The organism is Xanthomonas sp. 10-10, from assembly GCF_040182365.1.
Taxonomy (GTDB): domain Bacteria; phylum Pseudomonadota; class Gammaproteobacteria; order Xanthomonadales; family Xanthomonadaceae; genus Xanthomonas; species Xanthomonas arboricola_F.
Window position 1 is genome coordinate 4,261,341 of sequence record NZ_CP144460.1, and the last position, 24,781, is coordinate 4,286,121.

Genomic DNA, 24,781 nt, shown 5'->3' on the forward strand with positions numbered 1-24,781 from the left:
CCATGGATATCTTCAAAGTCTTTACGCTCGAAGCCGCGCATCGGCTTCCCAATGTGCCGCCCGGCCACAAGTGCGCCCGGCTGCACGGGCACTCGTTCCGGGTCGAGCTGCATGTCAGCGGCGAACCCGGTGACCAGACCGGCTGGATCATGGATTTCGGCGACATCAAGGCCGCCTTCCAACCGATCTACGACCGCCTGGACCACCACTACCTCAATGACATCGAGGGGCTGGAGAACCCGACCAGCGAGCGGCTGGCGATCTGGATCTGGCAGCAGCTCAAACCGGCGCTGCCGCAGTTGAGCGAGATCGTGGTGCACGAAACCTGCACTTCCGGCTGCCGCTATCGCGGCTGATCGCGTGCGCAATGATCCACCCGAAGCCGCCTGCCGGGCGGCTTCGTCGTTTCTGACGCATCGTCAACCGCTTGAATTCAAATGGATTTGAACAAAGTTTGGGGAAGCTTCAGGAAACTTGTTGCATCGCACCAATATCCGCGTATGCTGCATCGCAACAAACGGTCACGGCTTTCCCCAAGGGGTTCGCAATGTCGGCGCAGTTCGATAACAGCTTCACCAGTCAGTTCGCCTCTGCCGCAGCACGTGCCAACCAGTTGGCATTGGACACGCTGGAGCAGAACGTCAACGCAACCACCACGTTCTTCGGTGAGTTTGCGCAGGCACGCGACCTGGGTGCCTACCAGACGCTCTGGCCGAAAGGCCTGCAACTGGCCCGCGACAACCTGGAACGCCTGGCTTCGGCCAATCAGGAAGTGGTCGGGATGGGATTGAAGATGTCCAGCGAGCTTGGGCAGTTCGCCAAGCAGCAGTTCGATAACGGCAGCGAGCAGGCCGGCGCAACAGGCAGGACACGGCGCAAGTAACGGCCACCAAAATTCAGCGTCTTTGCATGGGTCCCTCCCCCCGTGCAATCCGGCCCGACAGATCCCTCCCTCTGTCGGGCTTTTTTATTGTGCGTTTGCCGGGCGGCCCATCGCCGCGGCTTGCGCGCGGCGATGGGCACTGGCGCGGTTGCAGCCGGCGCGGCTAGATCGGTAGCCGCAGCTCCTGCGCCTGGCTGGCGGCATCGGCGCCCGGGCGCCAACGGATCCGCCCCCAGCACGGCATCCCCAGCCGCTGATGCAGCATCTGGATGTTCGCTTCAACGCGCTCCATCTGCGGGTCCACCTCGTTGGCGATCCAGCCGATGCACTCCAGCCCGTCGGCGGCGATGGCGGCGGCGGTCAGGCGCGCGTGGCTGATGCAGCCCAGCCGCACGCCGACTACCAGCACCACCGGCAATTGCAGCGCGCGGACCAGATCGGCCTGGTCCAGATCGGCACTGAGCGGCGCGGCCCAGCCACCGACACCTTCGACCACCACCACATCGGCCTGACGACGCAATTGCGCGAAGGCGCGGGCGATCGGGTCCAGCGACAGGGTGACGCCGACATCGGCCGCAGCCAGCTCCGGTGCCAGCGGTGCGGGCAAGGCGTAGGGGTTGAGGGTGGCGTAGTCCGGCTGCGGGTCGCTGGCCGCCTGCAGCGCCAGCGCGTCTTCATTGCGCCAGCCATCGGGCGTCTGTTCGCAGCCACTGGCGACCGGCTTCATCCCCACGGCGGTGCGCCCGCGCGCGCGTAGCGCGTGCAGCAGCGCGGTGCTGCCCATGGTCTTGCCGATGCCGGTGTCGGTGCCGGTGACATACAACGCCGGATGCTGCATGCGTTCGATCCTGCGGCCGCGCCGCCATTGCCGAGAGGGGGCGCAGCATAACGCGCGGATCCGGACGCGCGGCTGAGTCGCAATGCCGCTGCGGATGGCCGCTGCTAAACTTCGGCCATGTTCGCCACCTCATCGCTGACCGGCAGCAAGCCGGAACAATACGCCCAGCTCACCGCCCAGGCCCAGGCCCTGGTGCACGGCGAGCCGGACCGGATCGCCAATGCCGCCAACCTGGCCGCACTGATCTTCAACTCGCTACCGTCGCTCAACTGGGCCGGCTTCTATTTCTACGACGGCCGCGAGCTGGTGGTGGGGCCGTTCCAGGGCTTGCCGGCCTGCGTGCGCATTCCGCTGGACAAGGGCGTGTGCGGTGCGGCCGCCAGCACCCGGCAAAGCCAGCGTATTGCCGACGTCGACGCGTTTCCCGGGCATATCGCCTGCGATTCGGCGTCGCGCTCGGAACTGGTGATCCCGCTGGTCAACGGCGATACGTTGATCGGCGTGTTGGATCTGGACAGCCCGGAGCTGGATCGCTTCGATGCGGACGACCAGCGCGGCCTGGAAGCCATCGCGCAGGTTTTTGTCGGCGCGCTGACGTGACCACCGAACGGCTGCGCAACATCGGCCCGAAAAGTGCGGCGTGGCTGCGCCAGGTCGGCCTGCGCACGCAGCAGGATCTGCAGGCGGTGGGCGCGGTGGGCGCATTCGTCAAGGTGCGCCGGGCCGGTTTCAAGCCCAGCCTCAACCTGCTGTACTCGCTGGAAGGCGCCTTGACCGACTGCCACTGGCAGGACGTGCCCGAAGCGCGCCGGCATGCCTTGCTGGCCGAATACGAGGCGGCCAGTGCGCTGTTGCCGGTACGCGGCCGCGCGGTCGCCGGGCCGGTGGAAACCGTGCACTACGCACGGGCAGACAACGACGATACGCATGGCGACATGGGCGAAGCAGACGATGACGCCGTGGACCTGAGCCAAACGCGCGAGGATTGAATGTTTGCGCCGGGTTGCCGCAGCCGTGCGCGCATGACGCTGGCGCGGCGACCAGCGCTAGCGTGCTTGTTGCGTTCTAGAGCGATGTATTTCGATCGCTTGCCTGATCTGGCTTCGTCAACGCGCCGCTGCGTCTCGTAACGTCGGCGCGAGCGATGCGCCCAGCGTCTGACCATGGCTGAGGCCTGGTAGCGGTTGATACGCGGCGCTGAGGCCGGGTAACGACGACAACAGCGCGACCAGATTCTGTGCCGCATGTGGATCTGACTGTGGCCGCCCGGGACGCGCTGGTTTTGTAGCGTTGGCCGGCGTGCCGCCCTCGCCCGCCATCAGCGTCAGGCGATGCTTGTCTGGCTGCGTGCTCGCAGAAGCTGCGTGTGCGTTATCGACCACGCGCTGCGCCTGCTGGACGATGAATCCATCGCCCCACCACAGCGATGGATCGACTGCCACGTAGTGCTGAAACAGCTGTGGCTGCGTCAGCAACACCTGCAGCACGAACAGCCCGCCATACGAATGGCCCCATAGCGTCTGCCGCTGAGGATCCACCGACACATGAGCCTGCACCTGCGGGCGAATGCGTGCGGCGATCAGTTGCGCGAATGCGGCAGCGCCGCCAGTCCTGCGCTCAGGGTTCAGCGGGTCGGTTTCGACACGGCCATCGGTAAAACGCGCAGGCGTGTAGTCCAGGCTGCGCCCCACCGCATCGATGCGCAACGCGCTGTCGTCGGCGATGAACACCAGCACCGGCGCATCGCCGTCAGTCGAGAGGCTGTCGAGCAAACGCTCATCCAGTTCCATCAATGCCGCGTTGCCATCGAGCAGGTACACCACCGGATAACCGGCAACGGGCGGCGCAGCCTTGGGTGTGGCAATGCGCACGCGGTAATGGCGTTGAGCATCGGCCGAGTCCAGCCGCAATGCGCTGAAGACATAGGAGGCACTGGGGCGATCGGCGACGGTGCTGCCGATCGTGCGGCTCAGGTCCGGCTGCGCGAACGCCGGCAACGCACCCAGGCTCCACAGCAGTACACCGGCGCAGGCCAGCGGCCAACGGTGCTGTCGGGTCATTGCACTCTCCTGTTGCGGCGCGCACGTTCGCACGCAGCGCCGCATCGCTGTCAGAAACCGAAACTCAGGCTTGCCCAATACGCACGACCGGGCTCGTTGTAGGTCGCCGCACCTGCCGCACCGCCGGTGTTGTTGGTGCCTTCGCGAAACAGGCGGGTGTCGAACAGATTGTCCACACCGAGGCCCACACTGACCTTGCGGGTGATGCGGTAACGCGCACTGACGCCCCACAGGTCGTAGGGGTCGCGCGAGTCGGGGGCGATGGCGCCGCCGCTGGTGCTTGATTGCGTGGCCGATTCCTGTTTGCCATAGAACGTACCGGTGAGCAGCAGCGACAAGGCCTGGGTCGGTTGCCAATCCAGCGTGGTGTTGACCGTGTATTCCGGAATCACCGACAGCGGCTGATCGGTCGCGGTGTTCTTGTTCTCGATCATGTAGGTGACATTGGTGTTCCACTTCAGCTCGCGGCCCTGCTCACCCAGCAGCGGCAGGGTGAGGTTGCCTTCCACGCCCTGCACGATCGCTTCCGATGCGTTGGTCCACTGGAATACCTGCCCGCGCCGGTCGACAGTGACACCGACCGGCACCATCCCGGCGACGATCTTGTCGTCGTAGGCGTTGTGGAAGTACGTCAGCGAAGCGTGGTGACCGGTTTGCGGTGCCCACTCGATGCCGATCTCCTTGTTGATGCTGGTCTCCGGATCGAGGTTGTCGTTGCCCTGGATATAGCAGCCCGAACCAAGATTGGGGAACAGCACCGGGCAGCCATTGCCGCGTGTGTAATACAGATAATTGGCGTTGGACTGGTACAAGTTGGGTGCCTTGAAGGCGCGCGCGATGCCGCCCTTGAGCAACCAGTCTTCGCTGAGTTTGTACTGCACGTTGAGGCTGGGGCTGAGGTTGTTGCCGAACTGGCTGTGGTGATCCAGCCGCACACCTGGCGTCAGCGTCAGCCGCTCGCTGGCGTAGATGTTGTCTTCCAGATACACCGCGCTGAGCGTGGCCTCGCTTCGCGGGCTGCGCGTGCCATTGGCAAGACCGGGGAAACCACCGCCTGCGCTCACCGTCTGCGACATCGAATACGCATCGCTGAGGCGGCTCTGGCGGCGTTCGAAGCCCAGCGTCAGCACCTGCTCGGTCCAGGCCTGCAGCGGCATGTTGAACTCGCCGTCGATGTTGAGGTTGTCGAGCGTGGCGGTGGAATCGAGCAGGCTGGCGGCAATGGAGCCTTCCGGCCCGCCGGCCAGGCCTTCGTTGAGGCGGGTATTGTCGGTGCCTTCGTAGGCGGCGGTGAGGCGCGATGTGCCGAGCGCCCAGGTGCCGCGATGGGTCAGCGAGGCGGTGCGGCGGATCATCGTGTTGGTTTCGCTGCCAAACAACGCACCCAGATCGGCACCGGCCAGGCCATCGGCGCTGACCGCGCGATCGCCCGCGTACAGATTGCCCTGGCGGCTGAAACCGGTATCGAGTTCGATCACCTGGCCTTCCATCGGATCCCAGCGCAGCAGGCCGTTGATGTCCTTGTTGCGCACACCCTCGCGTCCGGCCGGCGGCACCGCGGCGGCGCTGCTGGCAAAGCGGCGATTGAGCTCCAGTGAATCCGGATCGGTCTTGTTGAGATTGCCGTAGAGGCGGAACGAGAACGTGTCGCTCAGCGGCCCGCTGAGCTGGAAGCCGGCACGCTGGCCGCCGCCTTCGGCACTGTGCTGCGGCACCAGGCCGAACAGGCTCATCGAGCCGGTTAAATCGCCGGTCGGCTTCTTGGTGATGATGTTGACCACGCCACCGGAGGCACCGGAGCCATAACGCGCCGCGGCCGGGCCGCGCAGCACTTCGATCCGCTCCACCGCTTCGGCCGGCACCCAGTTGGTGTCGCCGCGCGTATTGCGCTCGCCGCTGCGGCCCATGCGCACCGCATCGCGCGATCCCACCGGTTTGCCATCGACCAGAATCAGCGTGTTTTCCGGGCCCATGCCGCGCAGATCGATCTGGCGATTGTTGCCGTACTGGCCGGAGGCACTGTTGCCGGTGAGGTTGACGCCCGGCATGGTGCGCAGCAGCTGCGACAGATCGTTGACCGGCGGGCGCCGTTCGATGTCTTCGGCGGTAATGACCGACGAACCCAATGCTTGCCGTGCGATTTGCGCGGCGGTGACGTGCACGGTGTCCAGCGATTGCGGATCGGCCGCGGCGTCTTCGGCCGATGCGCTGCAAATGCAGCTGCCACAGCCGAGCGCAATGGCCAACACCAGCTGGCGGTGGGACAACATGGGACGACGCGCAGGCGCAGACATCCATGACCGGCGTGATGCGGACATTCTCAAACCTCTCGACAGGAGATGGACCTCTGGCGACGGCTTGAGGTGATACGTGGGGAGTGCTGCGTGCAGCAGGCGCACGATGCGCCTGCCAAGCGCTGACGCAGTCAGGATTACCCGCGCATTCTACACAGATGCGATTCATTCTCAAACAGAATGACTGCGCCGGCGAAGCCGCATGCGGCTCTTGCGGAACAGATCAGCGCACTTTTGCCGCAACATGTTGTGCACTATCTGCAGGTCGGTGCGCGTTCCAGCTGTCTGCCGGTGCAGTGCACGTGCGTGCGATGTTCATCCAGCGCGGCGAACCGACGGCGGCGTTGGTGGTGCAAGCGATGATGGAGGCGCATGCAACGGGTGCTGATTGGCTTGCGCGTTTTACTTCAACGCAAGCAGCTCGCGCATGTCGTCCATGACCGCCACCGCGCCGGCGCTCTGCACATCGAAGCCGCGCAGATAGCCGTAGCGCACCATCGCCAAGGGCATTGCCGCTGCGTGTGCGGCAGCCGCATCCGTGGCCGAATCGCCGACCATCAGGCACTGCTGCGGTGTGTGCCGGAATTGCCTGGCCAGGTGCAGCAGCGGTGCCGGATCGGGTTTGCGCTGCGCCAGCGAATCGCCTCCGAGCACGCTGCTGAACTGCGATGCGATACCCAGATGCTCCAGCAGCGGCGCGATAAACCGCGATGGCTTGTTGGTGCACAACGCGAGCGTAGCGCCGGCCTCGCGCAACCCGGTCAATGCCTCGCCGACACCGGAATAGAGCTGCGGGTCATGCAGCAGGCAGGCTTCGTAATGACGCATCATCACCGGCATCTCGGTATCGGCGTCATGGGTACCGCCGGCTTCGCGCAAGGCGGTGGCGAGCAGCACGTGCACGCCTTCGCCGATCCAGCCGCGGATCGTCGCCTCGCTGAACTGCTGCAACCCGAGTTCGTGCAGGGTGGCGTTGAGCGCTTCGGCGATATTGGGTGCGCTGTCCACCAGCGTGCCATCCAGGTCGAAGATCACCAGCGGATACGGAAACATGCACAACGCCTCGTCGGGGGAGCGGCGTGCAGTGTACGAGCGTCCGGATTCAGAGCGCGTCAGCGTGCGCGGTGGAGATGCCTGATGCAGCGATCGCTGCATGCAGCAGGCCAGGAGCGGCCCACCCAACGTAGCGAGCAGCCATCTGGTGGGTGTGGACGGCGCGCTCAGAACCGCAGTGGCGGCACCGCGGGCATGAGGCCGCGCTCATTGCGCCGGCGGCGTCTCACCGAACAATTCTCCCTGCACCGCGCCCTCGTCGGCATCGCTGAAACCGCTCAGCCCCACGCCGACCAGGCGATAGCGCGTCTCCTCGGGCAGTTCCACGCGCCGGGTCAGCGCCAATGCAATCTGCGCCAATGCGTCCAAAGAAGCGGGCGGCTGCTCCGGCGTGTAGGAGCGGGTCAGGATGCGAAAGTGCGAGGTCTTCAACTTCAGCACCACCGTGCGCCCGATCCGTTCGGTACGCCGCGTGGCAAGCCAGGTCTTTTCGGCCAGGCGCAGGATGTGCGGATCCAGTGCATCGAGCGCCAGATCCTCGCTGAAGGTGTCCTCCGAGGAGACCGACTGCACTTCCTGATCCGGCTCCACCGGGCGTTCGTCGATGCCGCGCGCGCGGCGATACAGGCTATGTCCGAAGCTGCCGAAATGCGCCTGCAATTCTTCCAGCGGACGCAGTCGCAGATCGGCCACGGTGACGATGCCCAAAGCCGCCAGCTTGCCGTCCATCACCTTGCCCACGCCGGGAATGCGATTGACCTTGAGCGGCAGCAGGAATGCATCCACGCGACTTGGTGCGATGACGAACTGGCCATCTGGCTTGCGCCAGTCGGAGGCGATCTTGGCCAGGAACTTGTTCGGCGCGATGCCGGCCGATGCAGTGAGCCGGGTTTCGTCGCGGATCTGGGTGCGGATCAGCTGCGCGATCTCGGTGGCCAGCTGCATGCCGGTCTTGGCTTGGGTGACATCCAGATAGGCTTCGTCCAGCGACAACGGCTCGACCAGATCAGTGTGGCGATGGAAGATCTCGCGCACCTGTCGCGACACCGCCTTGTAGCGCGCAAAATCCGGCGGCACGAAGACCGCATCCGGGCAGAGCCGCTCGGCGCGCAGCGCCGGCATCGCCGAGCGAATGCCGAAAGTACGTGCCTCGTAGGAGGCGGCGCAGACCACCGAACGCGCACCGCGCCAGGCCACCACCACCGGCTTGCCGCGCAGGCCGGGATCGTCACGTTGCTCCACGGACGCGTAGAACGCATCCATGTCCACGTGCACGATCTTGCGCATCAAGCTGGCATCTCTCCACTCAGGATGCGGCCATGATAAGGCAGCCGCGTCTCACGCCATGATCCAGCAACAACGGCAAGGCGGCGCGAAACGGGCGCGACCGCCGCCAGCGATGGACATTGCCTTCAGCTCCGGACCACCACCCCTTTGCACATCATCCGGCCGTTGGCCATGACCGGATGGCGTGCGAAGGCGCGAGCTACCGAGCCTCCACATTGTGCACCGCACCCTTGCAGCGTCTGAAAACAGCACGCATGCGTACGGATAAAACGTTTGATTGAACCGCGCCGGCTCATGCACCCTTGCCGGCTTCGCCATTCGCTCCTTGCAGGACACGTTTGTGATGACTCGTCAAAATGCGTATTCGCGCGACCAATTGCTGGCCAGCGCGCGCGGGGAATTGTTCGGACCCGACAGCGGCCGGCTGCCGAACGACCCGATGCTGATGTTCGACCGCATCACCGAGATCAACGACAGCGGCGGCGCGCATGGCAAGGGCGTGATCCGCGCAGAACTCGATGTCCGCCCGGACCTGTGGTTCTTCGGTTGCCACTTCATCGGCGACCCGGTGATGCCCGGCTGCCTGGGGCTGGATGCGATGTGGCAGCTGACCGGCTTTTTCCTGACCTGGATCGGCGCACCCGGTCGCGGACGCGCGCTGGGCTGCGGCGAGGTCAAATTCACCGGCCAGGTATTGCCGAGCGCCAGCCTGGTGAGCTACGAGATCGATGTCAGCCGCGTGATCAACCGCAAGCTGGTGATGGCGCAGAGCGATGCACGCATGCTGGTGGACGGGCGCGAGATCTACACCGCCAAGGATCTGCGCGTGGGCATGTTCACTTCGACGGAGAACTTCTGATGCGTCGTGTCGTCGTCACCGGAATGGGCATCAATTCGTGTCTGGGCAACGATCTGGACACCGTCTCCACCGCATTGCGTGAGAGCCGCTCCGGCATCACTGCATTGCCCGATCACGCCGAGGCCGGTCTGCGCAGCCAGGTGGGCGGGGCGGTGACTCTGGATCTGGAGGCGTTGATCGACCGCAAGCTCAAACGCTTCATGGGCGACGCCTCCGCGTACGCGTATCTGGCCATGCGCGATGCGATTGCCGATGCCGGGCTGGATGCCGAGCAGGTCAGTAGCCTGCGGACCGGCGTGATCGCCGGCTCCGGTGGCGGGTCCAGCCAATGGCAGGTGGAAACCGCCGACCTGCTGCGCAACCGTGGCGTGCGCAAGGTGGGCCCGTACATGGTGCCGCGCACGATGTGTTCGGCGGTCTCCGCGTCGCTGGCTACTGCGTTCAAGATCCGCGGCTTGAGCTATTCGCTGTCGGCCGCCTGCGCGACGTCGGCGCATTGCATCGGCGCGGCTGCGGATCTGATCCGGCACGGCGCGCAGGATGTGATGTTCGCCGGCGGCGGCGAAGAACTGCACTGGACCATGAGCGTGATGTTCGATGCGATGGGCGCGCTGTCCACCGGCTTCAACGATCGCCCGGCGGTGGCCTCACGCCCCTACGATGCGCAGCGCGACGGCTTTGTCATCGGCAGCGGCGGCGGCATGCTGGTGTTGGAAGACTACGACCACGCCATCGCGCGCGGCGCACGCATCCATGCCGAATTGCTCGGCTATGGCGTGACCTCCGATGGTGCCGACATGGTGGCGCCCAGCGGCGAAGGTGCGGTGCGCTGCATGCACATGGCCATGCAAGGCCTCAGCCAGCCGATCGATTATCTCAACACCCACGGCACCTCCACCCCACTGGGCGATGTCACCGAACTGGGCGCGGTGCGCGAGGTGTTCGGCGACAACGTGCCGCCGTTGTCCTCGACCAAGGCGCTGTCGGGCCATTCGCTGGGCGCAGCCAGCGTGCACGAGGCGATCTACAGCCTGCTGATGTTGCGCGACGGGTTCATGGCCGGCTCTGCACATATCGACGAACTCGACCCACGAGCGGAGGGCTTCCCGATCCTGCGGCAGACGCAGGAGGCGAGCTTGAACACGGTGATGTCCAACAGCTTCGGCTTTGGCGGCACCAACGGCACGTTGGTGTTCGGGCGGGTGTGATGGCTGCTGCCACCGCCGCGATCCCGCTGCGGTGGCACCGGTTGCGGCGATGGCAGAAACGCGCCGATCACCCAGTGACTGCCGTGTCTTGCATGCCATCGGCCGAAACGGTTGGCCAGGCGCGGCAAGCCGGGGTTTGCGTCGTTGGTACCGCCACAAGGCGCCAACCGCAATGCCCTGCCAGGTGCGCGCCAGACCTCGTCCGACGAACGGCCGGCTAGCGATCTTGCTGGTCGCGCATTTTCCGTTCCCGAACCGATTGCTCGTAGTCGATGCTTGCCTGGTCGATACAACTCTGTGAGCCGCCGTCCTGACTGTGTGCGCCTGCGCACCGTTGCCGAACCGCTCCGTCGTAGTCGCTGCGTGCCTGAGAGATACAACTCTGCACGGCACTGTCCTGGCCTCCTGAGCGTTCGCACCTGTTGATCCTTTCGTCCCGTGCATCACGGTCCAGCCGATTCAGCGCAGCCCGATCGATCACGGCACGCTCGCGTTCGGTGCGCTCGTTCTCTGCACGTGTCTGCCGCTTGGCACGTCTTGCCATGGACTGCACTCCGTCCGCCGGCACGCCCTCGCCAGGTGCCAGGAGCTCCAGTGGCAGCGAGTCTCCCGGCGTGTGATCGCGCCAGAACGCACGCTCGCTCTCGACCGTCCATTCGCGGCCGCGATAGTGCGTGTCCCAGTAGGTGTCCAGCGAGAACTTCACTTTCGGCACCACGCGATTCAGGGCGCCGTGATTGAGCACGATCGAGGTCGCAGGAAGCCAACCACGTGCCTCCGGAGAACGCACGTCGCACCAGGTGCCGCGGTCGAGACAACCATAGACCTGAAGCGCATTGCCGGGCTGAACTTCTCCCACGCGCCGGTACTCTTCAGCAGGCCCGGCGCGCAGGCCAGCCAGGCCGTTGGCGTGGCCGGCATGCTGCGCCCAAACCGGCATGGCCACGGCCATCAGCCATAGCGCACTCCATGACAAACGTCGCTGCATTGCGCGCTCCCTGTGCCCTGTTCCACTGCATGCGGCGCCTCGCGAAGGAGCGCCACGTCGCGGTTATAAGACAGCTCACCTCAATTCAGTGCGAACTCCGTAGCGACCGGTGGCCGGTGACGACGGCCCAATCGGCACCATCAGCCCGCCATGCCGTTGTGCCGCAGCAATGCGTCGATGCTCGGCGCACGCCCACGGAAGGCACGGAAGTTGTCGGCCGCACTGCGGCTGCCACCGCGCGACAACACTTCATGGCGAAAACGTTCCCCCGTGTCAGCGACCTGCTCCGGCGCCTCTTCGAACGCGGCGTAGGCATCGGCACTAAGCACTTCAGCCCATTTGTAACTGTAATAGCCGGCTGCGTAGCCGCCCGCGAAAATATGGCTGAACTGATGCGGGAAGCGATTCCACGCCGGCGGGCGATTGACGGCGACCTCGTCGCGCACGCGCTCGATCAGCTGCAGCACGCTGCCCTGCACCGGGTCGAAGCTGCTGTGCAGCTGCATGTCGAACAAGGCGAACTCCAGCTGGCGCACGGTGAACATGCCGCTCTGGAAATTACGCGCAGCCAGCAGCCGATCGAACAGGTTGCGCGGCAGCGGCTCGCCGGTCTGCACGTGCGCGGTCATCGCCTGCACGCGCTCCCATTCCCAGCAGAAGTTCTCCATGAACTGGCTCGGCAGTTCCACCGCGTCCCATTCCACGCCGTTGATGCCGGCCACACCCAACTCGCCGATGCGGGTGAGCAACTGATGCAGGCCGTGGCCCATTTCATGGAACAGCGTGGTGACCTCGCCGTGCCGGAAGGTGGCCGGTGCATCGCCACTGCCGCGGCCGAAGTTGCACACCAGATACACCAGCGGCGTCTGCGTCCCATTGGCGGTCTCGCGGCGGTTGCGGCAATCGTCCATCCACGCGCCACCGCGCTTGCCTTCGCGCGCGTAAAGATCAAGATAGAACTGGCCGACCAACGCGCCCTGCGCATCTTCCAGCCGGAAGAAACGCACGTCCGGATGCCACACCGGCGCGCTGTCCGGCTTGACGCTCAGTCCGTACAGGCTGTGGATGACATCGAACAGGCCAGCCAGCACCTTGTGCTCGGTGAAATACTGCTTCACCTCCTGCTCGGAAAAGCTGTAGCGCGCCTGCTTGAGCTTTTCGCTGACGTAGGCCAGGTCCCAGGCCTGCAGTTCATCCAGGCCAAGTTCGTCGCGTGCGAAGGCTTCGAGTTCGGCGCGGTCGCGTTGCGCATACGGCCTGGCACGCACGGCCAGGTCGCGCAGGAACCCCATCACTTCAGCGGGGCTTTGCGCCATCTTGGTGGCGATCGAGTAGTCGGCGTAACTTGCAAATCCAAGCAGCTGCGCCAGCTCGGCGCGCAGGGCGAGAATACGATCGATATTGGCGCTGTTGTCCAGCGCAGGATCGCCGAACTCGGAAGCGCGCTCGGCGTTGGCGCGATACAGCAGCGCGCGCAGTTCGCGGCTGTCGGCATCGCTTTGCACCGGCAGATAGCACGGCATCTGCAAGGTGAACTTCCAGCCCGCTACGCCGTCTTTTTCAGCAGCAGCGCGTGCGGCGGCGATCACCTCGGCCGGCAGGCCGGACAACTGCGCCTGGTCTTCGGTCACGTACGACCATGTGTCGGTAGCGTCGAGCACGTTCTGCGAAAACCTGGCTGCCAACGCGGACAGCTCTTCCTGGATCTGCGTAAAGCGCGCCTTGGCCTCTTCGTCCAGCTCGGCGCCGCCGAGACGGAAATCGCGCAGCGCGTTGTCCAGCACCTTGCGGCGCGCCTGATCGTACTCGGCCGCTTCAGGCGATTGCGCCAGCGCCTTGTACTGCGCGTACAAGGCCAGGTTCTGGCCCAGCGCGCTGCCGAAGCGGCTCACCTTGGGCAGATTGCTGTTGTAGGCCTCGCGCAGCTCGGGCGTGTTCATTACCGCCTGCAGATGGCCGACCTGGCCCCATGCACGCCACAACCGCTCGGTGGCATCGTCCAGCGGCACCACGAAACTGTCCCAGCGCACCGGGCTGACCTGTTCGGCCGCCTTCACTGCCGCTTCTGCCTCGGCCAGCAGTTGGTCGATCGCCGGGCCTACATGCGCAGGGCGGATGGCATCGAAGGACGGCAGTCCGGACAGATCGAGCAGCGGGTTGGTCATGGAGCGCTCCGGCGGTGGACTGAATCAGGGATGACGAAGATGTCTGGTGACAGGTGCCGACGCCCAGCGCGTCAGCACGCTCCCGATATGGCGATCAACGCAGCGCAGCACAAGGCAGCTGCGGCAACGCGCCGCCGTTGACCGCCTCGGCAATGGCCGCATCGCTGTCGGTGACATCGATCGCCCGCTCCGCGTACCAGCCCGGGTTGTAGTAACTGTGCGCGTAGCGCTCGCCTGCATCGCACAGGATGGTGACGATGGAGCCCTGCCGGCCCTCCTCGCGCATCCGCTGCGCGGCGTGCAGTACGCCGATGAAGTTGGTGCCGGTGGAGCCGCCCACGCGACGGCCCAGCGTGGCGCTGACGTGGCGCATCGCCGCCAGGCTCAAGGCATCGGGCACCTTGATCATTTCATCGACGCAGCTGGCAATGAAGCTCGATTCCACCCGCGGCCGGCCGATGCCTTCGATGCGCGAGCCGCCGGTGATCGCCAGCTCCTTGGGGCACTGCCCGTCTACCGCACGGCAATAACCGTCGAAGAACACCGACACTTCCGGGTCCACGCACAGGATGCGGGTGTGATGCCGGCGATAGCGCACATAGCGCCCCAATGTGGCGCTGGTGCCGCCGGTGCCGGGGCTGCAGACGATCCAGTCGGGGATGGGGTGCGGCTCTTCGGCCAGCTGCTTGAAGATCGATTCGGCGATGTTGTTGTTGGCGCGCCAGTCGGTGGCGCGCTCGGCGTAGGTGAACTGGTCCATGAAGTGCCCGCCGGTCTCGCGCGCGAGCTGGTGCGAGGCGCTGTCCAGGTCGCAGGCACGTTCCACCAGATGGCAGCGGCCGCCCTGGAATTGAATCGCGGCGATCTTCTCCGGCGAGGTCGAAGCCGGCATCACCGCGATGAAGGGCACCCCCAGCAGGCGCGCGAAATAGGCCTCGGAAATGGCGGTCGAGCCACTGGAGGCCTCGATCACCGGCCGCCCGGCACGCAGCCAGCCGTTGGTCAGCGCATAGAGAAACAGCGAGCGCGCCAGCCGGTGCTTGAGGCTGCCGGTGGGGTGGCTGGACTCGTCCTTGAAGTACAGGTCGATGCCTGGATAGCCCGGCAGATCCATCGGGATCAGATGGGTGTCGGCCGAACGATTGAAATCGGCCTCGATCTTCTGGATGGCGGCGGCCACCCACTGGCGCTGCGACATGGGCACGGGCGTGAAGCGAAAGAGGCGTCAATTCTACCGCTGCCAGGCGCACAGCCGGGACCGGCGGTCAGCGGGCGGACGGTTGCGGGCCGGTGGTATGCTCGCAGCGTCATCCATCAGCCCCGACCGCCCGTGCTGCCTTGCCTGCTCCGCCTGCTGCTGTGCCTGTGCCTGGTCGCCAATACGGCCACCGGCGCGTGGGCGTCGGTGGGCATGGCGATGCCGGAAGTGGCCATGCCGCAGACGGTCACGCACGCCATGCAGGCGCACGTGGCGGCCGCGATGCCGTGCCATGACGCCATGCCAGCGGCCGATGCGGCGCCGTTGCCCGACACGACCAGACACGCGCATGCCAGCGACTGCTGCAAGCTGGGTAGCTGCGACTGCCTGCAACACTGCAGCCTGGCCTTGCTGACCCTGCCCGCGGTTCCGGCGGGGATGCTCGGTCATTCCGCGGTGCCTGCCGCCCTGGACGCAGGCCGCGGCAACCCGACACACGAGCAACCAGTTCGACCTCCCATCGGCTAACGGCCGACACGGCACGACGCGCTTGCCCAGACGCGCGTCGCCGATGCGCGGCATCGGCGGTCACTGCACGCGCCCGGGCAGCAGGCGCACCGCATGCCTGGCCTGACGCTCACGCGCCGTGCCTATCGGCCCCTCCCATGCATGCTTCGCCCCGCGTCCCTGGACGCGGGATTTTCCAGCGATGCGCTGCGTCTGCCTGCTGTTGCAGACGCGCCGGAGATGACATGTCTTCCGATTCCCCTGTGTTCGATCCAACCTCCCCGCCTGCCGTCAGCCGGCGCCGTTTCGTGCAGGGCCTGGCCCTGGGCGGTCTTGCCGCCGGTGCCGGGCTGTGGCGTGCCGACGCGCGTGCGGCCGGCGCGGTGAGCACGCCGGTCCTGCGCGGCAGCAGCCAGTCGCTGCAGATCGGCCGCCTGCCGGTCAATTTCACCGGGCGCACGCGCCCTGCCATCACCGTCAACCAGAGCCTGCCTGCGCCCACGCTGCGCTGGCGCGAGGGCGATACGGTGAGCGTGCGCGTGCATAACGCGCTGACCGACCAGCCCACCTCGGTGCACTGGCACGGCCTGCTGCTGCCGGCCAACATGGACGGCGTGCCCGCCATGAGCTTCGATGGCATCGCGCCAGGCCAGGAGTATCACTACCGCTTTGCGCTGCGCCAATCCGGCACCTACTGGTACCACAGCCATTCGATGTTACAGGAGCAGGCCGGCCTGTATGGCGCCATCGTCATCGACCCGCTGACACCGCCGCCGTACCGCCACGATCGCGAACATGTGGTGCTGTTGTCGGACTGGACCGATCTCGACCCGGCGGCGCTGTTCCGCCGCCTGAAACAGATGCCCAGCCACGACAACTACGCACAGCGCACCGTGGGCGACTTCCTGCGCGATGCGCGCGAAGACGGCCTGCGCGCGACACTGGCCGACCGTGGCATGTGGGGCCGCATGCGCATGACGCCCACCGACCTGTCGGACGTCAACGCCAACACCTACACCTACCTGCTGAACGGGGTGGCGCCGGCCGGCAACTGGACCGGCTTGTTCACTCCCGGCGAAAAGGTGTTGCTGCGTTTCATCAACGGCTCGTCGATGACCTACTTCGACATCCGCATCCCCGGCCTGCGCATGACCGTTGTCGCCGCCGACGGCCAGTACGTGCATCCGGTCAGCGTGGACGAACTACGGATTGCCGCGGCAGAAACCTTCGATGTGCTCGTCGAGCCCATCGGCCAGGATGCGTTTACCTTGTTTGCGCAGGACATGGGCCGCACCGGATTCGCCTGCGGCACGCTGGCCGTACGCTGTGGCCTGCGGCCGCCGATTCCCGCGCTGGATCCGCGCGCAATCCTCACCATGCAGGACATGGGACATGGCGATGGCATGGCGCATGCCGATCACGCCATGCACGGTGACGACACGACGCAAAGCGACCCGCATGCGGCGCATGCGATGCCGATGCCGATGCCAGTCCAGCATGCGCACGACAGCGCATCGGACAAGACACCGCACCACCCCGCCAGCGAGGATGGCAATCCCTTGATCGACATGCGCAGCAATGCCACCGCGCCGCGTCTGGACGACCCCGGAGTAGGCCTGCGCGACAACGGCCGCCGCGTGCTGTGCTACGGCGATCTGCATAGCCTGTTCGATGACCCGGATGGCCGCGAGCCCGGTCGCGAGATCGAGCTGCACCTGACCGGCCACATGGAAAAATTTGCATGGTCCTTCGACGGCATCGCCTTCGCCTCGGCCGACCCACTGCGGCTGCGCTACGGCGAGCGGCTACGCATCGTGCTGGTCAACGACACCATGATGCAGCACCCCATCCATCTGCACGGCATGTGGAGCGATCTGGAAGACGCCGACGGCAATTTCCAGGTGCGCAAGCACACCATCGACATGCCGCCCGGTACGCGCCGTACCTATCGCGTGCGTGCGGATGCGCTCGGCCGTTGGGCCTACCACTGTCACCTGCTGTACCACATGGAAGCGGGCATGATGCGCGAAGTGCGGGTGGAGGCATGAGCGCGTTACGCCTACGCCCACTGTTGGTGAGCATGTGGATGCTGAGTGCGTCGTTAGCTGCGCAGGAGCACCTGGATGCGGCGGGCAGCACCGCAGCGCACGATGCGCATGCGATGCAGATGACGTCCGACGCTGGCGATGCCGATTTGCCAAAGGCGGCAGCGTCGGATGCGGCGCCGGCCACTGCACAGGACACCATGGCTGCCATGGAGGTGGCGAACGCGCACATGCAGCACGCCGACCAGACGCCACCGCTTACCGAGCATTCTCATCATGACGCCACAGAATCTATGGCACCCAGCGATGCACCGGTGTTGCAGCGTGCTCAGACGCAGGAGTCCGCAGTCAGACCGTCTGCAGATCATGACCACATGTCGCACGCGGGCATGGACCATGGCTCGATGGATCACCCGGCGATGGATCACGCATCCATGACCGCAGGTCCTGCGCAGCAGGCGCCGATGGAGCACACTCCCATGGACCATTCCCGGATGCATGGCGACGCACCAGCCAAGATGCCGATGCAAACGCATGCCTCCCCACATAGCGCTGCACTGCCACGCGAGCCGATTCCAGAGCCGACTGCCGAGGACATCGCCGCAGCCTTCGCACCGCTGCACAGTCACGCGATGCATGGGACGGGAGTCAACCGGTACGTGCTGCTCGATCGCCTGGAAGCCTTCGACACCGATCGCGGCAGCGGCCGGCAATGGGAAGCGCGCGCGTGGATCGGTGGCGATATCGACCGCGTGTGGCTACGCAGCGAAGGCGAGCGACAGCAGGGGCACACACAAGACGCGTCGGTCGAAGCGTTCTACGGCCATGCCATCTCGCCTTGGTGGGATGTATTGGTGGGCGTGCGTCAGGACATCGGCACCGACCATCGCAGTTGGGCGGCGTTCGGCGTACAAGGCCTGGCACCGTACAAGTTCGAAACCGAGGCCACCCTCTTCATTGGCAGCGGCGGTCGCGCGGCCCTGCGACTGGAGGGCGAATACGACGTCCTGCTGACCAACCGCCTGATCCTGCAGCCACGCGTGGAAGCAGACATCGCACTGAGCGAGGATAGGCAACGCGGCATCGACAGCGGCCTGGAGCAGCTCGAAGCAGGCGTGCGACTCCGCTACGAAATGACGCGCCGGTTTGCGCCCTATATCGGCTGGGTGCATCACCGCAGCTTCGGCGACCGTGCCCGGCGCGCCACGATGGACGACGAACCGGCGCGCGACAGCCGCTTCGTCGTCGGCGTGCGCATCTGGTTTTGAACTGGCCGCAGCACTGCGCATGGGTGCGGCAGCTCGTCCCCATGCGCACGGCAGACATGCACGCAAACGCAGACATGAACCGATGACCGCCCAGCGCGCGGCGCCCAGGGCACCGACGCTCGCGATGCAGACACGCCGACCACCATTGCCTGGCTAACATCGGCATCCACCACAGCGCCGACCTGTCACCCCAAGACGTTTTACAAGGAAACCGACATGCCTTTGACCGATCTCAATCACGTTCCCGGCGCCAGCACCGCGCCTGCCGAAACCAGCGGTTTCGTGTTCAACCACACCATGCTGCGCATCAAGGATGCGCAGCGCTCGCTGGATTTCTACACGCGTGTGCTCGGCTTCCGCCTGCTGGATGCGCGTCACTTCGCCGAGGCCGAGTTCAGCCTGTACTTTCTCGCATTGCTGCCGCAAGACACCGCGATTCCAGACGACGACGCAGCGCGCCGTCTGTGGATGGCCGGCATCCCCGGCGTGCTGGAACTCACCCATAACCACGGCACCGAAACCCAGGACGGCCCGGTCTACCACGACGGCAACAGCGACCCACGCGGCTTCGGCCATATCTGCGTCTCGGTACCGGATATCCACGCCGCCTGCGCACGCTTCGACAGCCTCGGCGTGGCGTACCAAAAACGCCTGGAAGACGGCCGCATGAAGCACCTGGCCTTCATCAAGGACCCGGATGGCTATTGGGTGGAGATCATTTCCAATACGCCGCTGGCGTAAGCACACAGGCCACCCGGCACGCCTGAAGTTTCAGTGGACGGGGTGATGCAACGGATGGGGTGCAGACTTTGCCCCCCCATCCGTCCGCTGAGTCGGAAGCCCCACGCGCAGCAGGCAACCCGGCCGCGCAAGGCTGGGCGCGACGACTGGACACATCGCCGCGCTGGAGTAGACTTTCGCCGCCCTCCGCAACGGATGCACCCCAATGCTCGTCAGGAAGATTCCACTGATCCTTGCGCTAGCGATGCTCGCCGCCTGCAAGCCGGCTGCAACGGACGCCACACCTCCGAAGACAACCAGCGCCGCGGCCAGCGCCACCCCCAAACCTTCAGACAAGGACGCTTCTCCCATGCAGGACGCAACCCAGGGTTCAACCCAACAGCTCCAGCCGCCCCGCCCGGACAGCGTGCTGTACTTCATCAGCAACATCGATGGCGACGGCGCAACGTCCTATGAAGTCGCCAATGGCAGCTGGATCAATTACTGGTACGGCTTTCAATTCGAACTCAGCGGCACGCGTTATTACACCGGCTTCGCCTGGGAAACGCCCGAGCTCTACGGTGCAGAGCGCGAAAACCACTACGCTGCCCCTGATACCAAAGTGACACTTGCTCACGCAACGTTTGTGACCAGCGAGCCGGGTAGCAAGTCCCCGTGGAAGCTACTAGGCGTAGAACCCTACATTGGTGAATTCGGGGGTAGCGAAAAAGGCAACGAGGTCGATACCGAGCGCAAGCCCCAGACCTGGACCACGCCTTCCGGCGACATGCTACTGGCGTTACCCACCTGGTATCTGGTCTCGGGGGTACGTATGCGGACGATCGAGGTACTGCTGTTCAATCCGCACGAACTGACGAAAACCGATGAAAACGTGTGGCGCTATCTGGCAACGCTCGAGGCCGGCTCCAATAACGACGCAAGCTGCGGACCCGACTCCCCAGGGTCTATCCCCTGCATCGACGTCACCGGCACCCTTACCATCGTGCCGCAAGATGGTAGCGACATGCCGCTGTTGCGGGTGAGCGTTCCTGGAGCAGCCAGCCAGGGTGACACGGTAACCGAATACCTTTACGATGCGTCTCAGAAAACCTACCGGTCGACCTCCCGGTAAGGGCCAAAGGATTGGCTCAGGTCGACTTAACGCGGCAGCACATGCTGCCGCCTCGATCGCATGGAGAACGCGATGGCACGTGACTACAACCGCGCTGAAGTACTGGACATCATCGAACGCGAAGCACAGCAGCGGAATATTCCGCGCGACGACTTCATGCGGTTCGCGTATATCGAAACTGGCGGCCAGTTTAATGAACTGGCATCCCGCGGCCCCAATAGCGCCAAAGGTTTATTCCAGTTCGTACCCGGAACGGCTGAGCAATACGGCATCAGGGGCCGCGAACTGGATGCGGTCGCTAACACCGATGCCGCCGCACAACTTTATCAGGACAACCGTCGCATCCTGGTAAACCGGCATGGCAACAACGGCATGCCATATCTGTCGGGCAAAGAGCAACCCGATGGAATGGACCTGTACATGGCGCACCAGCAGGGTGCGGACGGCTATCGTTCGATCCAGTCGGCGATCACACACGGCGAATTCATCCGTCCCGATACTCGCGCGAAGATCATCAACAATGTCTCCAGAGAAGACCTGAAGGAAGTTACAGGGGTCGACTACGACGCGTTTAAACGCCTTCCTGACAAGGAAATGGCACAAACATTCAGTCAGTACTGGGATAGCAAGTTTGACCGCATCCGCATCCCTGAAAAGGGAATCGAGCCGGTTAACGATGCACCTTCACGCGCACCGACGCAGCCCCGGGACACACCTGCACAAGCACAGCAGCCGGCAGTACCGCAGAAGGGTGCTATCGCGCTAAGCGCTGCCTATGATTTGACAGAGAAGTACGATCACGTCAAATACTCAATGAGCGGCAAGCACGCAGGTGTGGATGGGAAGCACCCGGAGCAGGGATATGTTGATTGTTCTGGCTGGGTCGCCACCATGCAGAACGCAACCATGAAGGAGATCAACGACAAAGCTGGGCATACCGTGTTCGGTAAGAATGACGAATTCAAGCTGGCAATTGACGGCGCGGCGATGATCGTGGAAAAAGCGAAGGAGCGCTCCGGCGTCCTGATCCAAGGCAAGGACGTCACTGCCCAGAACCTCAAAGAAGGCATGATCATCGGCGAGGACAATGGCCCCCAGAGTTGGGACAAAGGGCGCTACAAGGGCATCGACCACATCACCATGGTGGTGCGCGACCCCAAGGATGGCGAGCTCAAGATCAGCCAATCGCGGGGCGGTGAGGGCGTCGAGCTCAGCTCGCTGGATACCTACCTTGAACGCAAGCACGCCAAGGGCGTCAAGCTCTATGCCAGCGACCCGCTTTCCGAAGCGCGCGACTTGCTGCAGGACCGCAACCAGAGCAAGCAACAATCTCACGACAGCGACGCGCACAAACCCGCGCATGCGCAGGATGCGGTACAAACATCCGGCGTGCTGCGCGAAAAGGCGCATGGCGCTGAAGTTCTGAAGGTGCAGCAGACCTTGCAGCAGTTGGGCTACAGGGACGCAAAGGGCAACGAACTCAACTCCGACGGCGCCTATGGCCAGCGGACGGGTGAGGCGGTCAAGGCCTTTCAGCGTGCGCACGGACTGCAGGATGATGGCGTCGTCGGCGGCGATACGCTCAAGGCACTGAAGCAAGCCGAGAAGACGCCGTTGCTGTCGGAAAAAACCAATCCCGATAATCCGCTGTACAACCAGGCCGTGAGCAAGCTGGAACAGCTGGGCCCGAATTCGTTCGCCGACCGTCGCGCGTTGGAGAATGCAGCGGCTTCATTGGCGTTCGAAGCAAAGGTCAGCGGTCTGCAGCGCATTGACGCGGTGATACTGAGCAAGGACGGCACCGGATTGTTCGCTGTACAGGGTCAGCCAAACGACCCGGCGCACCAGCGGATCTATACGGACAAGGCAGGCGCTGCAGAACGCCCATTGGAGCAAAGCAGCAATGCCGTACGGCAGGACGCGCAGTCGCAAACGCAGGTCCAGGATCAGCAAGAACTGCAACGCAGCCAGGCACGCCAAGTCGGCTGATGCATTCCCAATCCGCAATACGGAACGGGCACTGCTCGATGGAGCAGTGCCCGTTCTGGTTTCAGGATGCGCTGATAACGATTTTTACAGATCGCCAAAGCGGTCGGATGCCCGACCGCGCCCGATCCGGCAATCAGTTGGAGGCAGTAACCGTTGCCCTGTCCGGGAACCACTGCGGCAACTGCTCGGCCAGCTTTGCGGCACATTCGTCGCTATAGGCCTGCGCAGCTTCTTTGACCATCGCGTAATCGTTTGCTTGCCATTCTTCCAGCGACGCGGTGCGCAGGACAGGCTGGCACGACAGGCTGTACGGACTGGCCTTGCGCTTCAGGAACCCGCTTGATTCACCACCTATGCTGACCTGATAGCGCAGCTCGTACGGGGAGTTTTCGTCGCTCAGGCTCTGGTAGACCAGCCGCCATTCGGACATGAGCACCTGCAATGGAAAAGCATCGATCGGCATCGCGCCGGGCTTGGCGGTGAAGTAGCGCTTCAACTGCATGTTGATCGCATCGCGCTGTAGCGCATACCCCGGGTTGCCGATGCTTTCGATCTCCTCGCCCTTCAACTGGCGTTTGTCGAAGGTGAATCCGCCCATCCTGCCCAGCAGGACACCGGTAATTACATTTCCAGCGACCTGCCCCGCGATGACCGCGCCGGTATGACCTCGCCGGATCACGTGCAACATTTCATCGCCGGCAGGCTGACCATTGGCTGCGACGATCATGCGCGGCTGTAGCGGCAGCATCAACGCCCAGTCCGCAGAGAGCGATGGCGCAGTCTCTGCATCCCCACCACCGATGGCCGTAGGCTGATCCTGTACTGCCACCACCACCGTCCCCGCCTCGGCAGCGGCGGCATACGCGGTTGCAGTAGAAAAGTCGCCACCCGCAAACGCAGGCAGTAACGCGACTGCTTCTGCATGACGCGTCGGGGTACAGAACGTGCCGGCGGCACGCATCTGCGCCGCATGGAATCCGATACCGTTTGTCTGGTGCACCACGGCATCCTTGCCGTACTGCTCCACCAGCTTGGCGATCAGTGCATCCGATGGCGGTTGCTGTGCGCAAACCTCGGCAGCGGCGATGCGCGACCAGGCGAACTGCAATGCAGGATCCCAGCCCATCGCATCTTCGCCCACGAAACCGTGGTCGTAGTGATACGCATAGATGGCAGGGTCGATCTCCTGCAGCGTCATTCCGCCCTGACCGGCGTAGCCCGGCGGCAGGTCTTGTGCAACAGCAAGCCCAGGCAGTGCCAACAGCACTGCCGCGATACACGTCTTCATGAATCCACGTCCCTCTGGATGTTTGCGACGCGCAGCATGTCCCCCATGCTGCGCGCGCGATGCGTCGCAGTGCACCGACGCTGCGACGATCAACAATGCAGGTCCTGATCGTCGGGTAATGGCACTCACCCAGCGGATCTGCCTGCAGGGCTAGTGTGCGCGCAGACGCAGGCGATGGCAGTCGGGACGGGCCCGACGCGTGTCGGGACGGCCCCTGCCAAGGCTCATTGTTCAGGCCGGCTGGCAACACATCGCACGCGCCCCGTCAGGTAGACGCGGACGCGGCGCGCTCATCGTCTGAGTACACGAGCGGCGATGCCGCACCGGGCACCGGCCGCACGCGCCTGGCGGCTGCACAGCCGCCTTAGCCGCTCTCAGGCCTGCAAGATCCCACCCGCCCCAGGCTGCCAATCGCGGGGCGGGCGCAATGCAGCCAGGATGCGGACCAACTCGCGATAGCTGTCGGCCAGCTGTGCGAACAAGCTCGCATCGCTGCAGCGCGTGTCGGCTACCTCCGAATACGCGCCGCGCCCCAGGTCGATGAAGTAATCAACGCTGAGGCGACGGCGCTGCGCCACGCCGGGGAATAGCCCGGCAATCAGCAGGCAGCCATCGCCGACATCGCGTAACGCATCGGCCCGCACGCTGCCGATCTGATCCTGCGCATGCAGCCACGCCAGCGCCTGGGTGCGCGACAACAGATGCGCATCGCGCTGAAAGCGCAGCAACACGAACACCAGATAATGCTCGCGCGATTCGTCCAGCGGACGTGCGATCCGCTGCCCCGCCTCGCGCACCAACGCCTGCCACAATTCCGCCGGCGCGCCCTGTTTGAAAGACTCGTGCATACGTCCTCCTGCGTGGTGTTGACCCTCGCAAGAAGCTTATGCATAAGCTGGGCCAAAGCGTTGGCAGCGGCGATGGTCGAGCGCTAACCGGCCAGCGTCGGCTGGCCGGAGTGTCGCACGGGTCTCCACCCCGATCGTCCTGAAGCCCACA

22 protein-coding genes and 1 other RNA gene are annotated in these 24,781 nt (G+C 64.7%); 12 read left to right on the plus strand and 11 right to left on the minus strand.

What is annotated here, in order from left to right; all coding sequences use genetic code 11:
• Positions 1-2: 2 nt before the first annotated feature.
• Positions 3-356, plus strand: coding sequence for a 6-carboxytetrahydropterin synthase QueD (queD, locus tag VZ068_RS17840; protein WP_259156577.1), 354 nt, complete (start codon positions 3-5; stop codon positions 354-356).
• Between the two features lie 191 nt (positions 357-547).
• The gene (locus VZ068_RS17845) at positions 548-883 is read left to right on the plus strand and encodes a phasin family protein (protein ID WP_349656041.1); all 336 of its coding nucleotides are present in this window, start codon (positions 548-550) and stop codon (positions 881-883) included.
• Between the two features lie 163 nt (positions 884-1,046).
• Here the strand turns inward: VZ068_RS17845 and bioD are convergent, their stop codons facing one another.
• The gene (gene bioD, locus VZ068_RS17850; RefSeq protein WP_349656042.1) at positions 1,047-1,721 is read right to left on the minus strand and encodes a dethiobiotin synthase; all 675 of its coding nucleotides are present in this window, start codon (positions 1,719-1,721) and stop codon (positions 1,047-1,049) included.
• Positions 1,722-1,838: 117 nt separating this feature from the next.
• Between bioD and VZ068_RS17855 the strand changes: the two genes are divergently transcribed.
• Together VZ068_RS17855 and VZ068_RS17860 are read left to right on the plus strand one after the other, a co-directional pair.
• Positions 1,839-2,321, plus strand: coding sequence for a GAF domain-containing protein (locus VZ068_RS17855; RefSeq protein ID WP_349656043.1), 483 nt, complete (start codon positions 1,839-1,841; stop codon positions 2,319-2,321).
• On the plus strand, positions 2,318-2,710 hold the full coding sequence (locus VZ068_RS17860; protein ID WP_349656044.1) for a TfoX/Sxy family protein: 393 nt from the start codon (positions 2,318-2,320) through the stop codon (positions 2,708-2,710). The genes VZ068_RS17855 and VZ068_RS17860 overlap by 4 nt, the downstream gene beginning before the upstream one ends.
• A 117-nt stretch (positions 2,711-2,827) precedes the next feature.
• Here the strand turns inward: VZ068_RS17860 and VZ068_RS17865 are convergent, their stop codons facing one another.
• The 5 genes from VZ068_RS17865 to dinB form a co-directional block, all read right to left on the minus strand.
• Positions 2,828-3,781: an alpha/beta hydrolase-fold protein gene (locus VZ068_RS17865; RefSeq protein ID WP_349656045.1), complete on the minus strand. Its 954-nt coding sequence runs from the start codon at positions 3,779-3,781 to the stop codon at positions 2,828-2,830.
• Between the two features lie 50 nt (positions 3,782-3,831).
• Positions 3,832-6,075 (minus strand): TonB-dependent siderophore receptor, encoded by a 2,244-nt coding sequence (locus VZ068_RS17870; protein WP_259156589.1) that lies wholly within the window; start codon positions 6,073-6,075, stop codon positions 3,832-3,834.
• Between the two features lie 402 nt (positions 6,076-6,477).
• Positions 6,478-7,128, minus strand: coding sequence for a phosphoglycolate phosphatase (gene gph, locus VZ068_RS17875; RefSeq protein WP_349656046.1), 651 nt, complete (start codon positions 7,126-7,128; stop codon positions 6,478-6,480).
• A 118-nt stretch (positions 7,129-7,246) separates the two neighbouring features.
• Positions 7,247-7,325, minus strand: a non-coding RNA gene (locus VZ068_RS17880) — sX9 sRNA.
• A gap of 10 nt (positions 7,326-7,335) precedes the next feature.
• Positions 7,336-8,415 (minus strand): DNA polymerase IV, encoded by a 1,080-nt coding sequence (gene dinB, locus VZ068_RS17885; RefSeq protein ID WP_349656047.1) that lies wholly within the window; start codon positions 8,413-8,415, stop codon positions 7,336-7,338.
• 343 nt (positions 8,416-8,758) lie between these two features.
• Here dinB and fabA point away from each other — a divergent pair, with 343 nt between their 5' ends.
• Both fabA and fabB read left to right on the plus strand, forming a co-directional pair.
• Positions 8,759-9,274: a 3-hydroxyacyl-[acyl-carrier-protein] dehydratase FabA gene (gene fabA, locus VZ068_RS17890; RefSeq protein ID WP_259156593.1), complete on the plus strand. Its 516-nt coding sequence runs from the start codon at positions 8,759-8,761 to the stop codon at positions 9,272-9,274.
• Positions 9,274-10,482: a beta-ketoacyl-ACP synthase I gene (fabB, locus tag VZ068_RS17895; protein WP_349656048.1), complete on the plus strand. Its 1,209-nt coding sequence runs from the start codon at positions 9,274-9,276 to the stop codon at positions 10,480-10,482. The genes fabA and fabB overlap by 1 nt, the downstream gene beginning before the upstream one ends.
• Positions 10,483-10,699: 217 nt before the next feature.
• Here fabB and VZ068_RS17900 read toward each other — a convergent pair whose 3' ends face one another.
• From VZ068_RS17900 to VZ068_RS17910, 3 genes are all read right to left on the minus strand, one after another.
• Positions 10,700-11,470 (minus strand): SH3 domain-containing protein, encoded by a 771-nt coding sequence (locus VZ068_RS17900; RefSeq protein ID WP_349656049.1) that lies wholly within the window; start codon positions 11,468-11,470, stop codon positions 10,700-10,702.
• Between the two features lie 140 nt (positions 11,471-11,610).
• Complete coding sequence (locus VZ068_RS17905) at positions 11,611-13,635, minus strand: M3 family metallopeptidase (protein WP_349656050.1); 2,025 nt, start codon at positions 13,633-13,635, stop codon at positions 11,611-11,613.
• Positions 13,636-13,729: 94 nt separating this feature from the next.
• On the minus strand, positions 13,730-14,833 hold the full coding sequence (locus tag VZ068_RS17910; RefSeq protein WP_259163108.1) for a PLP-dependent cysteine synthase family protein: 1,104 nt from the start codon (positions 14,831-14,833) through the stop codon (positions 13,730-13,732).
• A gap of 132 nt (positions 14,834-14,965) precedes the next feature.
• On the opposite strand from VZ068_RS17910, the gene VZ068_RS17915 reads away from it, so the two are divergent.
• From VZ068_RS17915 to VZ068_RS17940, 6 genes are all read left to right on the plus strand, one after another.
• Complete coding sequence (locus tag VZ068_RS17915; RefSeq protein WP_349656051.1) at positions 14,966-15,361, plus strand: CopL family metal-binding regulatory protein; 396 nt, start codon at positions 14,966-14,968, stop codon at positions 15,359-15,361.
• A 224-nt stretch (positions 15,362-15,585) separates the two neighbouring features.
• Positions 15,586-17,388 (plus strand): copper resistance system multicopper oxidase, encoded by a 1,803-nt coding sequence (locus VZ068_RS17920; RefSeq protein ID WP_349656052.1) that lies wholly within the window; start codon positions 15,586-15,588, stop codon positions 17,386-17,388.
• A complete protein-coding gene (locus VZ068_RS17925) occupies positions 17,385-18,653 on the plus strand; it encodes a copper resistance protein B (RefSeq protein ID WP_349656053.1) in 1,269 nt (422 codons plus the stop codon). Before VZ068_RS17920 ends, VZ068_RS17925 begins: the two co-directional genes overlap by 4 nt.
• 216 nt (positions 18,654-18,869) lie before the next feature.
• A complete protein-coding gene (gloA, locus tag VZ068_RS17930) occupies positions 18,870-19,394 on the plus strand; it encodes a lactoylglutathione lyase (protein ID WP_259156606.1) in 525 nt (174 codons plus the stop codon).
• A 349-nt stretch (positions 19,395-19,743) separates the two neighbouring features.
• A complete protein-coding gene (locus VZ068_RS17935; protein WP_349657750.1) occupies positions 19,744-20,505 on the plus strand; it encodes a hypothetical protein in 762 nt (253 codons plus the stop codon).
• Positions 20,506-20,577: 72 nt separating this feature from the next.
• Positions 20,578-22,494 carry a peptidoglycan-binding protein gene (locus VZ068_RS17940; protein ID WP_349656054.1) on the plus strand — a complete coding sequence of 639 codons (1,917 nt, stop codon included), beginning with the start codon at positions 20,578-20,580 and terminating at the stop codon, positions 22,492-22,494.
• Positions 22,495-22,627: 133 nt separating this feature from the next.
• On the opposite strand, the gene VZ068_RS17945 is transcribed toward VZ068_RS17940, so the two are convergent.
• Both VZ068_RS17945 and VZ068_RS17950 read right to left on the minus strand, forming a co-directional pair.
• Positions 22,628-23,782: a hypothetical protein gene (locus tag VZ068_RS17945; protein WP_349656055.1), complete on the minus strand. Its 1,155-nt coding sequence runs from the start codon at positions 23,780-23,782 to the stop codon at positions 22,628-22,630.
• Between the two features lie 374 nt (positions 23,783-24,156).
• Positions 24,157-24,630, minus strand: coding sequence for a hypothetical protein (locus tag VZ068_RS17950; protein WP_349656056.1), 474 nt, complete (start codon positions 24,628-24,630; stop codon positions 24,157-24,159).
• Positions 24,631-24,781 lie beyond the last annotated feature (151 nt).

Coding starts and splice junctions, on each gene's coding strand:
- gloA (WP_259156606.1), top strand. CDS start 18,870: ATGCCTTTGACCGATCTCAATCACGTTCCCGGCGCCAGCACCGCGCCT.
- VZ068_RS17910 (WP_259163108.1), bottom strand. CDS start 14,833: ATGTCGCAGCGCCAGTGGGTGGCCGCCGCCATCCAGAAGATCGAGGCC.
- VZ068_RS17945 (WP_349656055.1), bottom strand. CDS start 23,782: ATGAAGACGTGTATCGCGGCAGTGCTGTTGGCACTGCCTGGGCTTGCT.
- VZ068_RS17855 (WP_349656043.1), top strand. CDS start 1,839: ATGTTCGCCACCTCATCGCTGACCGGCAGCAAGCCGGAACAATACGCC.
- VZ068_RS17865 (WP_349656045.1), bottom strand. CDS start 3,781: ATGACCCGACAGCACCGTTGGCCGCTGGCCTGCGCCGGTGTACTGCTG.
- dinB (WP_349656047.1), bottom strand. CDS start 8,415: ATGCGCAAGATCGTGCACGTGGACATGGATGCGTTCTACGCGTCCGTG.
- VZ068_RS17950 (WP_349656056.1), bottom strand. CDS start 24,630: ATGCACGAGTCTTTCAAACAGGGCGCGCCGGCGGAATTGTGGCAGGCG.
- VZ068_RS17935 (WP_349657750.1), top strand. CDS start 19,744: ATGCAGGACGCAACCCAGGGTTCAACCCAACAGCTCCAGCCGCCCCGC.
- bioD (WP_349656042.1), bottom strand. CDS start 1,721: ATGCAGCATCCGGCGTTGTATGTCACCGGCACCGACACCGGCATCGGC.
- VZ068_RS17845 (WP_349656041.1), top strand. CDS start 548: ATGTCGGCGCAGTTCGATAACAGCTTCACCAGTCAGTTCGCCTCTGCC.
- fabA (WP_259156593.1), top strand. CDS start 8,759: ATGACTCGTCAAAATGCGTATTCGCGCGACCAATTGCTGGCCAGCGCG.
- VZ068_RS17940 (WP_349656054.1), top strand. CDS start 20,578: ATGGCACGTGACTACAACCGCGCTGAAGTACTGGACATCATCGAACGC.
- VZ068_RS17870 (WP_259156589.1), bottom strand. CDS start 6,075: ATGTCTGCGCCTGCGCGTCGTCCCATGTTGTCCCACCGCCAGCTGGTG.
- VZ068_RS17920 (WP_349656052.1), top strand. CDS start 15,586: ATGTCTTCCGATTCCCCTGTGTTCGATCCAACCTCCCCGCCTGCCGTC.
- fabB (WP_349656048.1), top strand. CDS start 9,274: ATGCGTCGTGTCGTCGTCACCGGAATGGGCATCAATTCGTGTCTGGGC.
- queD (WP_259156577.1), top strand. CDS start 3: ATGGATATCTTCAAAGTCTTTACGCTCGAAGCCGCGCATCGGCTTCCC.
- VZ068_RS17905 (WP_349656050.1), bottom strand. CDS start 13,635: ATGACCAACCCGCTGCTCGATCTGTCCGGACTGCCGTCCTTCGATGCC.
- gph (WP_349656046.1), bottom strand. CDS start 7,128: ATGTTTCCGTATCCGCTGGTGATCTTCGACCTGGATGGCACGCTGGTG.
- VZ068_RS17925 (WP_349656053.1), top strand. CDS start 17,385: ATGAGCGCGTTACGCCTACGCCCACTGTTGGTGAGCATGTGGATGCTG.
- VZ068_RS17900 (WP_349656049.1), bottom strand. CDS start 11,470: ATGCAGCGACGTTTGTCATGGAGTGCGCTATGGCTGATGGCCGTGGCC.